This window comes from Nostoc sp. WHI (genome assembly GCF_015714725.1).
Taxonomy (GTDB): domain Bacteria; phylum Cyanobacteriota; class Cyanobacteriia; order Cyanobacteriales; family Nostocaceae; genus Nostoc.
The window spans coordinates 1-16,744 of sequence record NZ_WBKM01000224.1 but is presented as its reverse complement, the minus strand read 5'-3'; the positions used below and the strand labels follow the sequence as shown (position 1 = coordinate 16,744).

The window sequence follows — 16,744 nt, the reverse complement described above, 5'->3', positions numbered from 1 at the left end:
ACCCAATAAGCACAATCTTCATTTTTTAGCAGCAACCAAAGAAACTCCAATAATGACAAAGACGATTCCTATTATGCGTAATGGACTAGCTGGATATTTGGTAAGCCCGATCGCACCATAATGATCAAGAAAAAGTGCCGCTATCATTTGACCTGCGATCGTGAGTGAAAGCGCAAGTGCAGCTCCGATCTTAGGTGTGGAAAAAATAGTTGCCCAAACATATAAAGTACCCAAACAACCACCAACCCACATCCACCAAGATGTTTGAAAAAGCGAGGTCGAAGCAGGAATCGGATACCGTGCGAAAAAACAGACGGCAAGCGATGTTAATGTACCTGCAAGGTATGAAACGAACGTAACTTGCATTGGCTCGCCTATATAACGTCGCAACAGCGTATTCAGTGCGATTTGAACAGGTAGAATCGCGCCCCCAGCGAGTGCCGCAAAAAGATAAATCGTGCGTTCATTCATCCTTAAACCTCTCGTTTTGATTATCCTAAAGTTAATATACTTGAAGCTTTTATCTTCAAGGTAATAGAAAAAGCTATTGATGCTCATTGACGACATGAGCATCATCTGCTTAGCGTTTTATAGGAGTGGGAGCGTCAAGCTTTTGCTCGATTGCTCAATTACCTGTGGTGCGTATAACTTGCACTTTTTATGGTCTGGAACCCTTATTACAAGGAGAATACTGTGGAACATTAAAGATGTGACAGCTTATCAATCGTGCTCACCAATTTGCTGATGCCTGTAATCTTGAGCAGGCTGTAATGATCAACTTCAAGGTTTATAACCGTTGGAGTCTTTTCAAAGTGCCCACTGTAACTCTCAATGAACGAGTAATCATCACCATCGGCCTTAAAAATCGTTATAGGCGCAACGATCTGCCTCAGGGCTAGTTCGCGGAATGTGTACTTGGCTTCATATGTCAGCTGTACAATTTTCATTATTCGTTCCACCAGATCCAAATCAAGCTTCTTATATCTTGAAATGAATGACGCAAAGCTGTCTTCATCCTTTGCGACTTGCAAACACTCCTCTAGTGCAGGGCCGGTGATAGTGCTTGCAAAAACTGAGAAAAGAATTGTCACATAGGCTTTGTTGGTGAATACAGGTTGATTACTATGAATAGCTTCATTGTCAGTTCTAACCTTTGGTGATCCCGGAGCGATCAAAAACAGATTTTCCACCTGCTCACCGGACTGCTCAAGCTGATAGGCAACTTCAAAGGCCACCCGTGCGCCGAAGGAATATCCCCAGAGCGTATAGGGACCCACTGGTTGAATACGTTTTATTTCCTTAATGTCTTCTGTAGCCATCTCACTAACAGAGGAAAACGGCTTCTCACCTTGGTTGATTCCATAGGACTGGACACCGTAAAAGGGTCGATTGATATTTATTTTCTCTGCCAGCAACCTCAAGTTCATTGGGTAGCCGCCAAGTCCAGGCCAGCAATAGACGGGAGTATTTTCTCCCGTGGACGATAGAGGTACCAGACGCGAGGAAAGTTCAGCTTCATCACTGTCAATCTTACGAGCCAACTTCTCGATAGTTGAAGCTTCAAAAAGAGCATGTAAAGGCAAGACACAATGAAACTCTTTGTTGATAGCGTTGATTATTCTCACAGCAATCAGTGAGTTTCCGCCGGATTCAAAGAAATCGTCACATATGGAAACAGAATCCCACTTCATAGCCTTCTTCCAAATCTCGCCTATTCGCTGTTCAGTATTTGTACGAGGTGTGATGATGGGTCGTTGGGCCATTTCCATATTCACTTTGTCCGACGCTTCCAATGCTTTAACGTCGATCTTTCCATTGGCGGTAAGCGGTAACTTATCCATTACTATGATCTTGTTAGGTACCATGTAATCAGGCAAAAAGTTGTATATATCCTCTTTGATCAACTCTGCCGGGCCTTTCATCTGGATGGCGTCTTCCTTCATCCCCTCGCTGATTAACTGCTCATGACTCACACGACCACCAATACAGAAGTAAGAAGGCCCCGGTTCTTCATGACTGGCGGTGAGTATCTTTGTTATCTGCTTTGCCGAAGGAAGATCGTTACCAGTCTCGGAGCTGTATCCCGAGGACAACAGACCAAGATTTAAATCGTTCATTTGCAGATGTTGAAGCTTCCTACCGATGGTAAAATAATTCGCCCATTTACAGCTGTTTCTACCAATCATGGTGATTCCAAAACTTCCCTGTTCGTAGGTTAGCTGATTTATAGCTATTACATGCCTCTTCAGAATGATATCGTCTGAGATTTTTTCTAAGCGGCTATCTTTGTATTTGTATAGACCTGTGGGTAAATCAGCGATCTTTCCAGGATGACTTTGCACATAGATATCAACTGGTTCGATTGACAATGGCTTGACCTGAGGGACTAAATCAAAACTGCCCAGATAATAATAGTACTCGTCTGCACATACCACTTTCTCCTTGACATCGGGCATATACTCAGAATCTCCGATCCTAAGGTTATATGCCGGAAGAATCTTATCAAACAGACCCAATATGTGGCCAGTTTCAATTTCGAGTACCTCTTGAATATTGTTTTTATAAACTAGCTCGATAGCTTTTCTCTTTCCAATGAAGTGTATTTTTATTCGTGTTTTTTCCGTACTATCTATTTCATTTAATAGTACTAATTGATGGTATCCCGGATGGTAATAGTAGTAACCAGACTTCAAACCAGCTATGTTGACTAGTTCGAGATACATTTGCGTTGCATACAATGCACCAGGTGATGCGTAACCGTACTTCGGCAGTAGACGCTCATCGCTGTGAAACGGCCCGAAATATCTCAATATCTGACCTAATTCTGTGAAGCTCAACGCATCCAAGCCACGAGAATCGGCTAAATTGTAGGTTTCAGTACCAGTAATTTGTCTATCCAGCAACTGCATAATGTCAGCTTTCTGGATAGCACCACCCTCGAATAAACGGTAGGATTTCCGAGTAAAGGCCAATCGCCGCTGTTCCTCGGTCGGTGTTTTACCTGGAAGATCAATTTCTATCTGGCCAGGCACACAATTCTCTTCGTCGATATCCCTATATCCGAGATTTGACAATTGAGCTTTGACTTGAAGCTTGTTTTTCTTCGACAGATGGTGTTCTCCATAGACACCCTGATCCATGACAGCAGCTTGCTTAGGACTCAATTCAATACATGCAATCAAATCAGAGTATCCGGTACGGGAATTTTTCTTAACTATAACGGCTGCGTTCTTAACCCAGTCATGTTTCTCAATTGCCACCTTTACTTCGTCAAGCTCAATCCGAAACCCTCTAAGTTTCACCTGATTGTCTACCCGACCTACGAACTGAACGGTACCATCTGCATTCCAAGAGGCTAAGTCGCCAGTCTTGTAAAGTCTGGCAGATCCAGAACTCATGGAAAACGATTTGTTGATAAACTTTTCCTTGCTCAAGTCTGGTCGATTAAGGTATCCCCGCGCCAGCTGAACACCACCGATGTATAGCTCACCGATTTCTCCAATTTGTGCTAGCGATTGATCGCTGTTGAAAATATAAAACTGAGTATTGTGAACGGGAGTGCCGATTGGAATCGCCTCAGGGTAATTACCAATCGTATTTTTATCAACCTTAAAGGCGGAAGCATTGATAGTACATTCGCTCGGGCCATATACATTAATTAAGTCACATTTTGGCAGCACTTCAATACATTGTAGAGCAAGTTTTTTTGATAGAATTTCGCCGCCGCTGAATATCTGTGTGATTGACTTACAATTGTGGAATATGTCAGTGTCGAGAAGCGCTTGTAGTAGTGTTGGAACGCATTGCACAGTCGTCACATCATGTCGGATAATACTCTCAATTAATTTTTCTGAATCTTTATAGACTCCGGGGATACTCATAATCACTTTACTGCCACAACAGGAGGCAAGAATCTCCCATTGTGCTGCGTCAAAACTCATGGGTGTTTTTTGCAAAATAACTTTGCTCTGATCCAACTTGTAAACAGCTCGCATCCAACTCATCTGGTTGATAATACTGCGGTGTTCAATCATCACACCCTTCGGCTTTCCCGTACTTCCTGATGTATAAATGACATAAGCTAAGTTATCCGAACCCGCGCACTTGGAGAGTCCATTCTGTGGATTTGTGCCGGATGGTATCTCAAATTCCTCGGACTCTTCGAGGGTAACAATTCGCGTTCCTGGAGGCACTAGTTCCGCTAACCTAACGCGTAATTTTTCCTGTGAAAAAACAATTTTGACGCCTGCATCCTCGACCATATATCTCAATCGGTCTTCGGGATATTCTGGTGATAATGGCAAATAAGCGCTACCTGAGAACAAAATGCCCCAAATCCCAATGACCAACTCAAGCGACGGCTCAACGAAAATACCTACACATTCATCGACAGCTGCACCAAGATGCTGAAGATACGAACCCAAGCGCGAACTTATTTCGGCGAGTTCTCGGTAAGTTATACTTTCAGGATCACAATGATCGCAGATAACTGCTTCTGTATCGGGTTGAGCCTGCACTTGCTCTAAAAACAAGTCAAGAAGAGATTTTACCATTAAATCTTCTGACTCTACGTTATCGAGCTTTTTAATAGTCAAATCTTGAGTTTGCATAATTGCTCTCTAATTTTTCTAAACTACTTTTCGTTTCAGTTGGGTAGAAGTGAGTTCGACAAAATATTTTGCCTAACTGATTTTGAGATCGTCTTTCAGTTTTTCAAGCTTGGCAGATTTTAGCCAGTGAAGATCAGGAGATTAAAGAGCAATTTAAGGTTTTTAATAACCCGCAACTTAGGTGAATTAGGAAATACCTCTGTGGGTTCATGAAAACTGGAAGTAGTTTTTCCAACATTGGAGATGCATACTTCCATTTTCCTATCTGTGCATAAATCCTCATATTAAAGAAGCAATGTTTGGCGGTGCTTTTGGCGCGTTTCAAACAGCAGACTGTCACTTCTTCAATATCGACCATCCTACCTATTTACGGATAGCTGCGATCGCGCGGATTCGCAACAGTCACGATAAAATTGGTAAAGCATTGCGCCGTGGACATCACTACCTGCGCGAAACATCCTTCTTTAATTACCCCTTCTCAATTCCCCAACAAGGCGAATTAGTCGCTTGGTCACAGGTGTTGTTTGACACAGAAGTTTCGATGGTACTGAATACCAACGGCTTATAAAATCCCGGTGCAGAAGTGACAGTAGATACTTACATGCATCCTCCAGACTCGACCATGACCTTTTTATACAAAAGTGATTGGAGTGATTCATATTTACGCTACCCACCGCGCGACCAAACTGTAGCTGTACAACATCATAACGACCGTCGCGCAACTGTGCGAATTGATTTGCCTCCTTCAGGAATGGCGATTTTGACGTAAGCAAACACCAGCATTTGGGCAAAGCTTTGGGATAAATTTTTACCAAAATGCTTTGCCCCTGCAATTACTAGCAATCTACGTTTTAATGATTATCAGATTTTTTGGAAAAGCTTCTTAATGACAATATTGTAAGTCTTCTAAAATTACAACACCCTGCACTTTAGGAGTACAGGGTGGAAGAGAGATAAGGATGAATAAGCTATATTTTGTGTGATTCCCAGTTTGTATTTACCTCAAAGCCAATCTCGATAAGCTGATATTTCATTTACGCTGATTTCAAATGGCATCCCCTTGCCAAATGGCGGATAAACGCGAATTTTACCATTGGTAGCAAACCGCTCTAACCTATTACCTAACTGGGGAATATTGCTGACTATATGCCAGTAAGAGACTAAGTCAGGGCAGTCAACAATTAATGTTAGGATGCTAGCATTTGTTGTAAGATACCACTGACAATTAGATAACAGTACTCGCGTAATGCGATCGCACGCTAGATAAAAGCATCTACCAGTAGACTGTTCTAGCTCCATTTGCAGCATTCCATCCTGTTTTGTTACCTCAGTTGGAGGTAAATCATCGGGAGGAAGCAAGTATAGTTTAGAAGACATAATTTCGCACCTCTTGGTTGTAGCGCATCAAACTCTCCAGGTTTTTTTGCATATCCGAAGACGAGGGTTTGAGTGCTAGCGTACCTAAATTTAATTCGTCCTGAAATTTCTTGATTCTGTCTCGACAAGTCTCCACATCACCGATAATTGAGTTCTCAATCAAATAATCTTCGTCGAAACAAATGTTTGTCCGATCAAATGGTTTTTGGTTGGGATTCGCACTATTCTGTAATACTTCAGCCGAATTAGCTGTCATTTTCTTGCTAAATTGGCGGATGAAAGGTAATGCCTCACTCACTGCTTCATCAGATGTTTTACCAACATAAAAGAAACGTGCCAGTACGAAGTTTTCCGCACCACTAGAATTTAAGGCTCGATATTTGGTAACAGTATCCTTCAATCTCTTTAGGGCAAATGGCGGCCCACCCATTAAGCTAAAGGAATGTTTAGCGGCAAACTCGATACCATCATCCCCGCCAGTGGCAACATACACTGGTATTTTACTTTGCAATGGTTTTGGGTAAATTGTGAGGCGATCGCATTGAAAATATTGCCCATTAAATGATACATCAGTTTCATATAAAAGCTTTTGAATCAATGCGATCGCCTCTAGCATTTTGGGACGACATTCACTTGGTAATGTCGCAAAATGCTTATTTTGTTGGGGAAAGGGGCCGCCTTTGGCAACTCCAAATAATAATCGTCCATTGCACAAGTTATCCAAAGTCGCAATATCTTCCGCTACCCTAATCGGGTTATGGAATGGCAATAGCACCGCCGCAGTGCCTAATTGGATAGTTGAAGTCAATCCCGCAAGGTGTGCCATTAACAGCAACATGGACGGGCTGAGATTGGATTCACTAAAATGATGCTCACTCACCCAGGCTGACTCAAAACCTAAAGTTTCTGCCTGTTTTACCAGTGCGACTTGTTCAAAGATGGCACGACGAGCATCTTGGTGATAATTATCGTAATTGCAGAAAATTCCAGTTTTCATTACTTGCGTTGATACTTTGTACTCACCGTAAATGCTCGTTATTCTAGTGGTCTATCACAAAAATTTTGATAGGTTTGTAGTGAGGATTTTAATCCTCAAATATTTAAGCACTAAAGTGCTTACTACAAACTTAATTAATGCGATGAATCACTAAGTTGCAACCCACTGCAACTCCAACCATAGGCGTGGGTTGTTTTGTTTGACTTTCGACATCGGATCGCGCAACAATCGCTTGGCATTCATGCAGACTACCTGCATTAGACCCATGTTGTCTGCGACTTCTCTGAGTATTTCTTTTTGAGCTTGCACACAGGAAATCATTTCGTCAGAGCAATAAATTCCTATATATTGCAAACGTCTAGCAGGTCGTCCCCAAAAACAGGTGATGACTTTCACATAACACCCATCCAGCAATTCCCCAACTTGCGGGTAGTAATGGTTGACGACTCTTGTGAATTCTTTGGCTAAGACATCTTCAGCAATCATTGGAACTGATATTTCTGTAGCGTCCATTACGCTATTTAATATAACATAATTTTGTCAGTTAAATATGACGAAATAGCTTATTAAGCTTAAATAAAATATTAAATATCATCCAAAAAAAGAGGTGTACCTTATTTGGTATCACCTCATATTTGCGTAAAGCATCTTTATTTTGAGTAAAATATCGACCTTGCTAAATCAAGGAATAAAATTTTATGTATTGAAATCCAAAACTCCTTATACTCTCCGCGTCTGGGCGCAATGCCAGGTGCTTCTCCTTACCGGAGACGCTGCGCGTAGCTTGCTTCCCCGAAGGGGTACAAGTCGGCAAAGCCGCCCAACGCACTGGCTCCTCTGCGTGAAATAAATCATCCCACAAATATGCAACCCCGAAATATCAAAGTATTGGTTTCAATACCTCTAACTTTGGCGAATAGAACTAGCAGCTATATTTGCAAAGGTGAGATGTACCCAAATACTCTGATATCGAAAATTATGAATTCAAATCAAATGTATTTAATTACCACATTTCAATGTTGAATTATAACTTTTGAATTTTTAATTGCTATTATCGAGCATTGCGTTCACAAACTAAGACCTCTGCTATAATATCTGGTACATTTATGAAGTCTGTAAATCCTTCAGAACCATCTATCGGTGATATAAATGTATAGTTTGGGTCACACACTCCATTGTCATATACTTGAAGAAACCACCTATCTGGAAATCCTTCTATACCTAATTCCACAGTATACCAACTCTCGCCAATCAGACGAGAGTTAAAAATTGTGAACCACTCTCTGTTCTCTTCTGAAATATTCCAATCTGCCATGAGCAGTTCTAAAGCTATTTGTCCTGCATCCGTCGAAGTCAATAGCATTTTTACTCCTTATTTGCAACTTCAGGATTTGCAGCTTCAGTATTGGGAACTTCTGGATATAAACCCAATTGTTTAGCTAGCTCACGACCAATAAAAAATAAAAACTGTGCACCATCTTGATTGCCTTCATGGGCAAACATAGTTGCTACTTGTAACATTGTTTCTACTAAGCCAGAATCAATCAATTCTGGCTGAGATTCCAAAATTTCTGGTTCCTGACCATTAGGGCATTTCAGTAACTCATCAATCAGATTAAAATACAGTTGTTGGCGTTGTTCTGTCATAGTAAGTTTGTTGGTTTGAGTGAGTAAATTGTGAATTGGTTACTGTTCAATACTTTGCTGCCACAGTCTTTCCAACATTTCAACTTGTTCTTTTAAAAGAGCCGCACGATGAACAAGATATCTGTCGTAAAAGAGAATCCCCAGCCCAATACAAATAGGGGTTAACAAGAAGAACCATTGCAGGATAGTGGCAAATTTATATTCTTCAGCAACACTCAGCATTTGATGAACCACATTACGGTCAGAGGATTGGATAGTAGTCTGAGGGGAATGTGTACCTTCTGTCTGGGGAACCAAGGCGAGAGCATCTGTATTAGCCTTGTTAACTTCGTCGGCTAAATTCTGGGATTTTACTAAGTCTAGATGTCGCTCCCAAATTATGCCAAATACCACTAGTTCTGGAGAAAGCACTGCTAAGGTAACTACGCAAACTGTAAGAACATTTAAAAGTTTGGCTTTCATCTTGGCTCTACCTTGCTAGGTAGTATACACCCAGTAAGAAAATATCTTTTGCTGTTTATCTAAAGTAGCTATATATTTCTACCTCTGAAACAGTTTTGATATTAAAATATATCTAAACGGTAATTTTCCAAATCGTTAGTTGTCAGTTATTTTTCTAATTCCCACTGACCACTGAACACTAAAAAGTTACCAAGCTTTTCACAAAACGTAGGATTAATCAGTCAGAAATAACGCACCCATATTCAAAGAATGTGGTTTCATCCTACTCTCAAAAGAGAGATTAAGAAGTCCCCCCTAGTTCACTAAGCTTTCGCTCAGGAATGTTGGGGGGTAGAGGGGAATCTCTGCGTAAATCCTATACGATTTATATCAGCCGCTCTCCACAAAACAGTTTACCCCAGCCCCGTTAAGATTATTAAATTCATTAGAATAGTACTCAAAGCTTGTAATTCCCACCCGATAAGTCTTACAAAATTTCATTGGGGTATGGGTGCTAGTGTTTTTAAGACGGGGTTCTAGTATTTTCGATCTGGGGTTCTGGTATTTCTGCACTCAACTTAAAAGCAATGTAGGCAATGGTTAAGGATTGTTTTTGATGCAATTATGGGCGGACAAAACCTGCACTCAAAAGCAAATATCAATGTCTCTTGATAAATATAGACTAATAAATTAAGAAAAACAATTAAATGTTTTGAAAGTAAATTATATTTCCATAGCAAATAGAAAATATTGAAAATAATGGGAAAAGTTATGCATATATACAGAATTTTAGAAACCGAATCTTAGAGGTTGTTTGAAAAGTCTATGATTGTATCGAGATCCCCCCTAGCCCCCCTTAAAAAGGGGGGAATAATCTTTTCAAAGTCCTCCTTTTTAAGGAGGATTTAGGAGGATCTGAAATTTTTGATACATTACCGACCACTTTTCAAACAACCTCTCAGTCAAAGAGGCAATAATTAGCAGTTCTAAATGCTAAAATGCAAGTATGTGCTAGTAAGAATCATTGGGAAAATCTGATAAAGGTTCTTCCTAAACTTTCATATTTTGTGGTTTAGTTAGAATACATAGTATATGCACTCATTGACACTAAACTACAAATTAAATACACAAAAGCTTATTGTTATAACTAAAGACTCTGTACTAAGTTTTAGGATTTTAGGAGTTAAATAATGCGGATTGCTAAAGACATAACAGAACTTATTGGACGAACTCCTTTAGTTCAACTGAATAAGATTCCCCAAGCTGAGGGAGTAGTAGCAAGGATAGTTGTCAAATTAGAAGGGATGAACCCGGCAGCTTCGGTGAAAGACCGTATTGGTTTAAGTATGGTACTCTCAGCAGAAGCAGTTGGCTCAATTTCCCCTGGAAAAACCATTTTAGTGGAACCTACTTCAGGTAATACAGGAATTGCTTTAGCGATGGTAGCAGCAGCGCGTGGCTACCGTTTGATTTTGACAATGCCTGAGACGATGAGCCAAGAACGACGATCTATGCTTAGAGCTTATGGTGCGTCTCTAGAGTTGACACCTGGTGCTGAGGGAATGCGAGGAGCAATTCGCAAAGCTGAAGAAATTGTGGCTAATACTCCCAATGCTTTTATGCTGCAACAGTTTCGCAACCCCGCCAATCCCAAAGTTCACCAGGAAACCACAGCCGAAGAAATTTGGGCGGATACAGATGGGGAAGTGGATATTGTCATTGCTGGAGTAGGTACTGGTGGGACGATTACTGGGATTGCAGAAGTACTCAAACAGCGCAAGCAGACTTTTCAAGCGATCGCAGTTGAACCCAGCAACAGCCCAGTTCTTTCTGGTGGTGAAGCCGGGCCACATAAAATTCAAGGTATTGGTGCCGGCTTTATCCCAGATGTTCTCCGCCTGGAATTGGTTGATGAAGTAATTAGAGTCAGCGATGAACAAGCGATCGCTTATGGCCGACGTTTAGCAAAAGAAGAAGGCTTATTGTCTGGGATATCATCTGGTGCAGCTTTGTGTGCCGCAATTCAAGTAGGTAAACGTCCAGAAAATGCCGGACGTTTAATCGTGATGATTCAGCCTTCCTTTGGTGAACGTTACCTCAGCACACCGATGTTTCAAGATTTGTCTTTAGAAACTGCTGGCGTGCGTTAATTAGGCGATCGCTTTTGGCTTGGCTACCCGAAGAAACCCGATAAAATCGATAGTAAGCTGTTCCACATAAAAATTGCATGGGCGCTCGTGTCGCCCACCCCACAAGAAATGTACAATTTCAGATTATGCAAACTAGATGTGGTTTAGCTTATTACCATGCAATACTCAGCCTACCGGCATGGCGGTAAAATCGTTAGCCCGGACCTGCACAGGACTCATTGGTAGGGGTAATAGACCACCTAGCCCCTGTAAATCCTCCAGTGTAAGTAGGAGCGAGCCCAACCGTGCCGTTACCTGTCCTACCATCTAAATAGTCGGCACCGGGTGTAGTGCCACAGGAGCGTATTGTGTAGTATGTGTAGTAGTAAGTACGTTGTCTTACTACTCTAGAAGATATCTGCCACCTAGCCCCTGTAAATCCTCTAGTGTAAGTAGGAGCCAGCCCAACCGTGCCGTTACCTGTCCTACCATCTAAATAGTCGGCACCGGGTATAGTGCCAAGGGATCGTATTGTGTATGTACCATTTGCAATAATTGGAATTCGCCCTGAATTAGTAGTGCGTTGCTGATATGCTGTTTGCACAATCGTCTGAGTTTTTACTATATAGGCGGCACCGGATATAGTGCCAAGGGATCGTATTGTGTATGTACCATTTGCAATTCGATTTCCCTTTAGTGAAAAATTATCAGCGCCATTTAGAAATGCTGCTTGCACAATCGTCTGAGTTTGTACTATACAAGCAATTCCGGCAACAAAACCGACCGCTACCTTTACAATTCGATGCCGAGAGAAACTATTAAACATACTAAACTCCTACAAATTACGGATAGAGACGAGATAAGTGGTTACGCAAAATTATTTATGTCATTGCGAGCGAAATGAAATGTAGAGAAGCAATCGCAAGGGTTTGGGATTGCTTCATTCCGCTTCGCTCCACTCGCAATGACAAATATATATTTAATTTTGCACAACTACTTACGCGCCAAATAGGACACGATTTTAATAAACGTAAAGAAAAATCTAAGAGGATGTTTGAAAAGTATTTTTGGTAACATCAAAGCGGTTTCTGCATCGATTTTTTCAGGAACCACCTCACCAGATTTTACCTTTGGGGCGGAACGATTGAACCATTCGACTACGGGGCGATCGCTTGATCATACATCTCGATCGCATCGATTTTTTCGCCTAAAACATGATGCCGCTCAAGTTGTAGAAGCCGAATTGAGAACAGCTTGGAAAGATGCCGATACGCAACTTGACATAGCCAAAATGTATAGCGATCGCCAAGGCAGTTAAGGCATAGAGTGGAAGTAGTACAATTTCCTGCAAAGCGATCGCCACAGTCACAAAACACTCAGAACACTCAAGGCTGAATAGTCTTTGCCGACTGGTTAAATAACAAATCTCGTAACTTATCTGGATCAAGCGCTTGAGTTTTAAATGCTTCGGCTTTCTCGTAGGCGCGAATTGTTGCCGGACGGGCTTTTATTGTTTCAAACCAACGCTTGAGGTTAGGAAAATCCTCTAGGTTTTGGCTTTGGATCTCATGGGGTACAATCCAAGGATAAGCAGCAATATCGGCAATGGAATAATCGCCAGTTATAAATTCTCTATCTGCTAGCTGCTTATTCAACACTGCATACAAGCGTCCCGTCTCATTCACATAGCGGTTAATGGCATACTCAATCTTTTCGGGAGCATAAGTACCAAAGTGATGATTTTGTCCCGCCATTGGCCCTAACCCTGCCATTTGCCAAAACAACCATTCTAAAACTTGAGTACGATTACGCAAATCTTCTGGAATTAATTTCCCGGTTTTTTCTGCTAAATACAGCAAGATTGCACCAGACTCAAATACAGAAATTGGCTCACCTCCATCTGCTGGTTTTTGGTCAACGATCGCGGGGATACGATTGTTAGGAGAAATCTTCAGAAATTCCGGCTTAAATTGATCCCCAGCGCCAATATTTACAGGAACAATATTATAGGGCAATCCGACTTCTTCCAAAAAAATTGTAATTTTATGACCGTTTGGGGTTGTCCAATAGTAAAGTTCAATCATGGTTGTTTCTCCTTATATTGTGAGATTCTTTTGTAGTTTAATAGTGCGTTACAGACACCTCTGCTATTCCTATGAACTACCATTAATTATTCCAGAGTCTATCTAAAGCCTCTTAATTACGAATTACGAATTAGTCTAAGGCTGAGGTGATTTGGCGATCGCTGCCCAAACTCTGTGGTGAACTTGAAGAATTGGCGCGGGATATTTTGCTTCAAGTAATATCGCTAATTCTCGGTCAAATACTTCTACCTTTTCTGCTGTTAAGCTAGCTCCCACACCAGCACTAGCACGAATTCGTCCCCGCCAATCTTCGTGTGTATAAGACACAAATACATCGTAAGAAAATGTTCTGATTTCTCTAAATCCTCCTTCTCCAATATCTCGTAACCACAAAGGATATAACCCAGTACCACCGCCCAGTTTCCACGCTGGATTATGAGCTGCTATCAGTTGTTCCGTTGCTTCGACTATATTACCTTTTAAGGGTATCCAATCAAAATGAGCGATCGCAATCAAGCCATTCGCTCTCAATATCCGAGTAATTTCTCGGACGACCTGGGGACGGTCAAACCAATGCCAAGACTGTCCAGCAGTGACCACATCAGCGCTAGCGTCTGGTAACTCTGTATTTTCGGCAGTTGCGACTCGATAATCTACTTGGAGTTGGGCAGATTCGCTTAAATATGCCGCTTGTTCTAGAAGTGAGATTGATGGGTCTATGCCAATCACATAAGCACCTCTATCAGCAAAGCCTCGCGCTAGTGTTCCTGTTCCTGTACCGAGGTCAACAATGTTTTGTCCTGGTAAACCTATGCCGTATTCAGACAGTTTGTTAAATAATGAACTGGGAAAGCCAGCCCGGTGTTTTGCATAATCAATGGCAGTTGCACCAAAATCAATTTTCATAGGTTCAAAACTACTTTTGTAACAATTGTCTAGGCTAGGAGTTCTCTACCTACGGACATAGCTCTACTTCCCATGTCCAGGCGCTACAGGGTTGACGTAAGATGCTAAAGATAAGTTTGAGCGATGTTTAACGCACCAATTTACCCCAAACTACTTAGGTAAAACCTGCCGCAGTGCTGCTAAAAGTTGGTCAACACTTTCCTTACGACTATTAAAGCCCATCAATCCCACGCGCCAAACCTGATTGGCTAGTTCGCCAAGACCACCGCCAATTTCAATATTATGTTCATTGAGCAACTGGCGAGCGATCGCTTTCCCATCTACCCCTGCTGGAATGCGAACAGTGGTAAGGGTTGGCAGTCGATACTCTCGCTCAACGTGCATACTCAGTCCTAAGCTTTCCAACTCTTCCCAGAGATATTCTACGTTTTTTTGATGACGCTGCCAGCAGTTTGCTAATCCCTCTTCTGCAACTAAACGTAATGCTTCTCGCAAGGCATAGTATAAATTAATCGGTGCTGTGTGGTGATAGATGCGTTCAGCGCCCCAATACTTACCCAATAACGACATATCCAAATACCAGTTTGGAACCTTCGATTGCCGCCGTTGCAATTTCTCAACCGCACGCAGACTCATGGTAAAGGGCGAAGCACCAGGCGGGCAACCCAACCCTTTTTGGCTACAACTATAAGCTAAGTCAACTCCCCAAGCATCCAAAAACAAGGGGACACCACCGAGACTTGTCACCGTATCTACCAGTAGCAATGTGCCAAATTCACGACACAAATCAGCGACCCCTTCTAATGGTTGACGGGCGCCGGTGGAAGTTTCGGCATGAACTAAAGCCAAAATAGCCGGACGATGAGTTTTCAGAGCAATTTGGAGTTCATCTAGGTTGAAGACTTGTCCCCAAGGCTTTGTAATAGTTCGCACATCAGCACCATAACGTCCAGCCATATCCACGAGGCGATTACCAAAGTAACCAGCTACACCAATCAAAATCACATCACCGGGTTCAATGGAATTGGCGATAGTTGCTTCCATTGCGGCTGTTCCCGTACCGCTAACTGCAATGGTGAGTGGGTTTTCTGTTTGCCATACGTAACGTAGCAACGACTGAATTTCATCCATCAGTGCGAGAAAAGCTGGGTCAAGATGCCCAACGGGTGAGGTATTTATTGCCTGGAGAACTGTGGGATGGGCATTGGAGGGGCCCGGGCCTAATAGCAGACGGGATGGGATTTCTAACGGCGTGAGTTGTAAGCGCCCAGAGTCGTTAATTGAAATTGTTTGCGTCATAATCTTTCTTCGCCTAGACGATACTTATCGCATCATAAAGCGATTAGATCACCGATGTTTTGGTGAATCTGTCATTTGTTAGAAGATGCGATCGCTGTAAAGTTTTATAATCATGACTTACGCACTGAAAACTTGATCCCCCCTAGCCCCCCTTAAAAAGGGGGGAATCTTAAAAGCCCCCTTTTTAAGGGGAATCTTAAAAGCCCCCTTTTTAAGGAGAATTTTAAAAGCCCCCTTTTTAAGGGGAATCTTAAAAGCCCCCTTTTTAAGGGGGTTGGGGGATCTCTTATGCGTAAGTTCTGATAATAATTTCAAAAAGTACTTATTCATTTACCTGAGAGATAATTATGGTTTTTGCTGGCAAACGACCGAATAACTTAGGTGTTAACAACGGTAAATTAGCATCCTGCCCTAACTCCCCTAACTGTGTTTCCAGTCAGAGTGCAGATGCAGAACATAAAATTGCACCACTGACTTTTACATCTACTCCAGAACAAGCGATCGCTAATCTTAAAAAAGTGATTCAGTCTTTACCAAGAACCACAATTATTACCGAAAGTCAAGACTATTTATATGCACAATTTAAAAGTGCCTTGCTGGGATTTGTGGATGATGTAGAATTTTATTTAGACCGTAGTGCTAATGTTATCCAAGTGCGTTCAGCTTCACGCTTAGGCCAGAGCGATTTGGGTGTTAATCGCCAACGAATAGAGACGATTAGAGCCAAATTTAAGTAAGTATTAACTCTGCTTGTGATCGAGACGGTTATATTGGGAACGCGATCGGATTCAATTGATTGAACTATACTACTTCTTTTTATAACCGTACTCGGTAAACTTCTGATTATAAGGGAAATGCCGAAAACCCTTGAGGAACAAGCGCACAGCGCCGTATTCCGTACTTTAGGCTGCGTGATGTTCGCGCTTGCGTCTCTATGCAGGGCTACAGTGTACACACAAGTCCTAAAAACTTAACTTGATAAGGCTTTCCTCGTTCCCAGGCTCCGCCTGGGAATGCATTCATTGAGTCTCTGGCTCAATGTCTAACTGGAGGCAGCAGCCCCTAATTAGCCATTCCTATGCAGAGCATGGGAACGAGAGAACAATGGGAAATCGAGCTTTTTTCGACTTGTGTGTACACCGTAGCCCTGCATAGCTACGGTGTACACACAAGTCTGAAGTTGTTCAAGAATCTGGGTTTTACCCCACCCTAACTACTGCTTAAATTCAATAAACGACCACCCGAATTCAATAA

General features: G+C 42.0%; 16 protein-coding genes and 1 pseudogene. 4 read left to right on the top strand and 13 right to left on the bottom strand.

Going from position 1 to position 16,744, the window contains the following annotated elements; genetic code table 11:
• Nucleotides 1–18: 18 nt before the first annotated feature.
• Together F8S12_RS22730 and F8S12_RS22725 are read right to left on the bottom strand one after the other, a co-directional pair.
• Nucleotides 19–471, bottom strand: a complete 453-nt coding sequence (locus tag F8S12_RS22730) for a DMT family transporter (protein ID WP_196518557.1) — start codon at nt 469–471, stop codon at nt 19–21.
• A gap of 230 nt (nt 472–701) precedes the next feature.
• On the bottom strand, nt 702–4,610 hold the full coding sequence (locus F8S12_RS22725) for an amino acid adenylation domain-containing protein (protein ID WP_196518556.1): 3,909 nt from the start codon (nt 4,608–4,610) through the stop codon (nt 702–704).
• A 295-nt stretch (nt 4,611–4,905) separates the two neighbouring features.
• Here F8S12_RS22725 and F8S12_RS40870 point away from each other — a divergent pair, with 295 nt between their 5' ends.
• On the top strand, nt 4,906–5,178 hold the full coding sequence (locus F8S12_RS40870; protein WP_230968201.1) for a hypothetical protein: 273 nt from the start codon (nt 4,906–4,908) through the stop codon (nt 5,176–5,178).
• Between the two features lie 15 nt (nt 5,179–5,193).
• Nucleotides 5,194–5,379 carry a hypothetical protein gene (locus F8S12_RS40865; protein ID WP_230968200.1) on the top strand — a complete coding sequence of 62 codons (186 nt, stop codon included), beginning with the start codon at nt 5,194–5,196 and terminating at the stop codon, nt 5,377–5,379.
• A 233-nt stretch (nt 5,380–5,612) separates the two neighbouring features.
• On the opposite strand, the gene F8S12_RS22715 is transcribed toward F8S12_RS40865, so the two are convergent.
• The 6 genes from F8S12_RS22715 to F8S12_RS22690 all read right to left on the bottom strand — a co-directional run bounded on the left by F8S12_RS22715 (nt 5,613) and on the right by F8S12_RS22690 (nt 9,093).
• Nucleotides 5,613–5,987, bottom strand: a complete 375-nt coding sequence (locus F8S12_RS22715) for a hypothetical protein (protein WP_196518554.1) — start codon at nt 5,985–5,987, stop codon at nt 5,613–5,615.
• Nucleotides 5,977–6,984 (bottom strand): LLM class flavin-dependent oxidoreductase, encoded by a 1,008-nt coding sequence (locus tag F8S12_RS22710; RefSeq protein ID WP_196518552.1) that lies wholly within the window; start codon nt 6,982–6,984, stop codon nt 5,977–5,979. The genes F8S12_RS22715 and F8S12_RS22710 overlap by 11 nt, the downstream gene beginning before the upstream one ends.
• Nucleotides 6,985–7,134: 150 nt before the next feature.
• The gene (locus tag F8S12_RS22705) at nt 7,135–7,497 is read right to left on the bottom strand and encodes a hypothetical protein (protein ID WP_196518550.1); all 363 of its coding nucleotides are present in this window, start codon (nt 7,495–7,497) and stop codon (nt 7,135–7,137) included.
• A 538-nt stretch (nt 7,498–8,035) separates the two neighbouring features.
• Nucleotides 8,036–8,347 (bottom strand): hypothetical protein, encoded by a 312-nt coding sequence (locus F8S12_RS22700; RefSeq protein ID WP_196518548.1) that lies wholly within the window; start codon nt 8,345–8,347, stop codon nt 8,036–8,038.
• A 2-nt stretch (nt 8,348–8,349) separates the two neighbouring features.
• A complete protein-coding gene (locus F8S12_RS22695; RefSeq protein ID WP_196518547.1) occupies nt 8,350–8,631 on the bottom strand; it encodes a hypothetical protein in 282 nt (93 codons plus the stop codon).
• Nucleotides 8,632–8,670: 39 nt separating this feature from the next.
• Nucleotides 8,671–9,093: a hypothetical protein gene (locus F8S12_RS22690; protein ID WP_196518546.1), complete on the bottom strand. Its 423-nt coding sequence runs from the start codon at nt 9,091–9,093 to the stop codon at nt 8,671–8,673.
• Nucleotides 9,094–10,262: 1,169 nt separating this feature from the next.
• On the opposite strand from F8S12_RS22690, the gene cysK reads away from it, so the two are divergent.
• Nucleotides 10,263–11,222, top strand: a complete 960-nt coding sequence (cysK, locus tag F8S12_RS22685) for a cysteine synthase A (RefSeq protein WP_196518544.1) — start codon at nt 10,263–10,265, stop codon at nt 11,220–11,222.
• A 193-nt stretch (nt 11,223–11,415) separates the two neighbouring features.
• Here cysK and F8S12_RS22680 read toward each other — a convergent pair whose 3' ends face one another.
• From F8S12_RS22680 to F8S12_RS22660, 5 genes and pseudogenes are all read right to left on the bottom strand, one after another.
• The gene (locus F8S12_RS22680; RefSeq protein ID WP_196518542.1) at nt 11,416–12,027 is read right to left on the bottom strand and encodes a hypothetical protein; all 612 of its coding nucleotides are present in this window, start codon (nt 12,025–12,027) and stop codon (nt 11,416–11,418) included.
• A 218-nt stretch (nt 12,028–12,245) separates the two neighbouring features.
• Nucleotides 12,246–12,371, bottom strand: a pseudogene (locus F8S12_RS40860) (ArsC/Spx/MgsR family protein); the annotation flags it as partial.
• 215 nt (nt 12,372–12,586) lie between these two features.
• Nucleotides 12,587–13,285 (bottom strand): glutathione binding-like protein, encoded by a 699-nt coding sequence (locus tag F8S12_RS22670; RefSeq protein ID WP_196518539.1) that lies wholly within the window; start codon nt 13,283–13,285, stop codon nt 12,587–12,589.
• Nucleotides 13,286–13,420: 135 nt separating this feature from the next.
• A complete protein-coding gene (locus F8S12_RS22665) occupies nt 13,421–14,191 on the bottom strand; it encodes a class I SAM-dependent methyltransferase (protein WP_196518538.1) in 771 nt (256 codons plus the stop codon).
• A 150-nt stretch (nt 14,192–14,341) separates the two neighbouring features.
• Nucleotides 14,342–15,490, bottom strand: coding sequence for an alanine--glyoxylate aminotransferase family protein (locus F8S12_RS22660; protein ID WP_196518536.1), 1,149 nt, complete (start codon nt 15,488–15,490; stop codon nt 14,342–14,344).
• A 347-nt stretch (nt 15,491–15,837) separates the two neighbouring features.
• Here F8S12_RS22660 and F8S12_RS22655 point away from each other — a divergent pair, with 347 nt between their 5' ends.
• Complete coding sequence (locus tag F8S12_RS22655; protein WP_196518535.1) at nt 15,838–16,227, top strand: DUF1499 domain-containing protein; 390 nt, start codon at nt 15,838–15,840, stop codon at nt 16,225–16,227.
• Nucleotides 16,228–16,744 lie beyond the last annotated feature (517 nt).

Excerpts from the sequence above, each read along its gene's own strand:
- F8S12_RS22730 (WP_196518557.1), bottom strand. The coding sequence starts at position 471 with ATGAATGAACGCACGATTTATCTTTTTGCGGCACTCGCTGGGGGCGCG.
- F8S12_RS22725 (WP_196518556.1), bottom strand. The coding sequence starts at position 4,610 with ATGCAAACTCAAGATTTGACTATTAAAAAGCTCGATAACGTAGAGTCA.
- F8S12_RS40870 (WP_230968201.1), top strand. The coding sequence starts at position 4,906 with ATGTTTGGCGGTGCTTTTGGCGCGTTTCAAACAGCAGACTGTCACTTC.
- F8S12_RS22715 (WP_196518554.1), bottom strand. The coding sequence starts at position 5,987 with ATGTCTTCTAAACTATACTTGCTTCCTCCCGATGATTTACCTCCAACT.
- F8S12_RS22710 (WP_196518552.1), bottom strand. The coding sequence starts at position 6,984 with ATGAAAACTGGAATTTTCTGCAATTACGATAATTATCACCAAGATGCT.
- F8S12_RS22705 (WP_196518550.1), bottom strand. The coding sequence starts at position 7,497 with ATGGACGCTACAGAAATATCAGTTCCAATGATTGCTGAAGATGTCTTA.
- F8S12_RS22700 (WP_196518548.1), bottom strand. The coding sequence starts at position 8,347 with ATGCTATTGACTTCGACGGATGCAGGACAAATAGCTTTAGAACTGCTC.
- F8S12_RS22695 (WP_196518547.1), bottom strand. The coding sequence starts at position 8,631 with ATGACAGAACAACGCCAACAACTGTATTTTAATCTGATTGATGAGTTA.
- F8S12_RS22690 (WP_196518546.1), bottom strand. The coding sequence starts at position 9,093 with ATGAAAGCCAAACTTTTAAATGTTCTTACAGTTTGCGTAGTTACCTTA.
- cysK (WP_196518544.1), top strand. The coding sequence starts at position 10,263 with ATGCGGATTGCTAAAGACATAACAGAACTTATTGGACGAACTCCTTTA.
- F8S12_RS22680 (WP_196518542.1), bottom strand. The coding sequence starts at position 12,027 with ATGTTTAATAGTTTCTCTCGGCATCGAATTGTAAAGGTAGCGGTCGGT.
- F8S12_RS22670 (WP_196518539.1), bottom strand. The coding sequence starts at position 13,285 with ATGATTGAACTTTACTATTGGACAACCCCAAACGGTCATAAAATTACA.
- F8S12_RS22665 (WP_196518538.1), bottom strand. The coding sequence starts at position 14,191 with ATGAAAATTGATTTTGGTGCAACTGCCATTGATTATGCAAAACACCGG.
- F8S12_RS22660 (WP_196518536.1), bottom strand. The coding sequence starts at position 15,490 with ATGACGCAAACAATTTCAATTAACGACTCTGGGCGCTTACAACTCACG.
- F8S12_RS22655 (WP_196518535.1), top strand. The coding sequence starts at position 15,838 with ATGGTTTTTGCTGGCAAACGACCGAATAACTTAGGTGTTAACAACGGT.